This window comes from Micromonospora mangrovicola, assembly GCF_047200535.1.
Lineage (GTDB): Bacteria > Actinomycetota > Actinomycetes > Mycobacteriales > Micromonosporaceae > Micromonospora.
The window spans coordinates 1-1,694 of sequence record NZ_JBJZOG010000222.1; the positions used below are offsets into that span (position 1 = coordinate 1).

Annotated in this window: 1 protein-coding gene; it reads right to left on the reverse strand. The window is 68.5% G+C overall.

Annotation, left to right across the window (positions count from 1 at the left end; all coding sequences use genetic code 11):
- Window positions 1-184 precede the first annotated feature (184 nt).
- Window positions 185-1,573: an IS1380 family transposase gene (locus ACL02O_RS34130; protein ID WP_412822307.1), complete on the reverse strand. Its 1,389-nt coding sequence runs from the start codon at window positions 1,571-1,573 to the stop codon at window positions 185-187.
- Window positions 1,574-1,694: the final 121 nt, after the last annotated feature.

A 1,694-nucleotide genomic window follows, 5' to 3' on the forward strand; every position in this document is an offset into this window, starting at 1 on the left:
AGCCTCGATCCACCGACGCGGTTCGCCCTGAAGGTCGGTTGAATAGTTTCGGTATTGGGTGGTTTCGGAGCACGGCGGGATCGCCGATTACGTGATCGGCTTGCTCCGGGCGGGGTCGTTCGGGGGTGGGACGGGGGTTCGTGGCCTGCGGTGGGGCCGCCTGGTTGTGGTCGGTGTGCCGTGGTTAGCCGGGTGCCGGGTGGACGGCGGTGAACAGGTTGTCGAACGCGGCCTGCCAGGGCCAGTGTTCGGGTAGGTGCAGGTGGACGGCGCGGGCCCGGTGGGCGAGGCGGGCGGCGACGTTGATGATCCGGGTGCGGATGGTGGTGGTCCGGGCGGCTGTCCAGGTTCCGGCGGCGAGGTGTCCGGCGGCGCGGGTGAGGTTGTGGGCGAGTCCCGCGCAGGTCAGCCAAGCGTCGTTGGCGCTGAACCGGCCGGAGGGCAGGTGCGCGAGCGGCCCGGCGATCAGATCCGCGTTGACCTGCTCGATGACCGCGTGCTGGCGGTGCTGGGCTTCGGCCTGGGTCAGGGTGAACGGGCTGTCGGTGAAGACTGCGTGATATCGGTAGGCGGGCAGGAGTTCTTCCTGGCCAGAAGCTTGGGTGGGATCGTCGCGGCGGATGCGGCGCACGATCAGCCGGGCGGTCACCTGGTGCCGGGTGCCGGCGAATGCGGTGTAGATGGTTTCGGCGATCTGCGCGTCGGAGATCCACCGCTGCTCATCCTCGTCCCAGACGGCCTGCGGATACCGGATGTCGATCCACTGATCGTCGCTGATGCTGTCGCAGGTGGCGCGGACCTTGGCGTCGATACGGGCGGTGACCGAGAACCGTACCCGACGCCGTCGGCAGGTGCTGATGACCGTCTTGGTGTAGAACGCGGAGTCGGCCCGGACCACGATCTCGCCGGTCGCGCCGCAGGATCGGGCGGTGGTGATCGTTTCGGCGATCATGCTGGCCGCGCCACGAGCGGAACCGGCGTTACCGCTGCGCAGCCGGGTCGCCGCGACGACCGGCGCGGCAAGCGGCGTCGACAGCGTCGCGACCAGGGGGTTGTAGCCGCGTAGCCAGACGTTGTAGCCGCCGACCTTGGCGTGACCGAAGCCGATGCCCTGTTTCTGCTTGCCGTAGACCCGGCGCAGCATCGAGTCGATGTCCACGAAGGTCAGCACGTCCGCGCCGGCCAGGATCGGCGCCTGCCCGGCCAGGCCGATCAGGGTGTCCCGGGCGGCGGCTTGCAACTGCCGGACGTGCCCGTGGCTGAACGTGCGCAGGAACGAGCCGAGTGTCGACGGCGCGTACACGCCGCCGAACAACGAGCGCATGCCGCCATGCCGGGCTACGTCGAGGTCGTCAATGCTGTCCGCGCCTGCGAGCATCCCGGCCACGATCGTGGCGACCTTACCGGCCGGGTTCGCGCCTTTGTCCGTCGGCAGGCTCACTCGGTCGGCGACCGCGTGGTGCAGGCCAGCCTGCTGGGCCAGGCGCATCACCGGAACGAGGCCGGCACACGACACCAGATTCGGGTCGTCGAACGTCGCGCGTACCACCGGCGCGTCATGGCGTAATCTCACCTGCGAGGTGCCCTCTCGAACCGGCGGAATAGAAGCGTGAGAACTCCTATCCTTCCAGTTCAGAGGGCACTTTCTATCTCCGGGGTTCCATCAGCCTGAACCTCATCGGTGGATCGAGGCT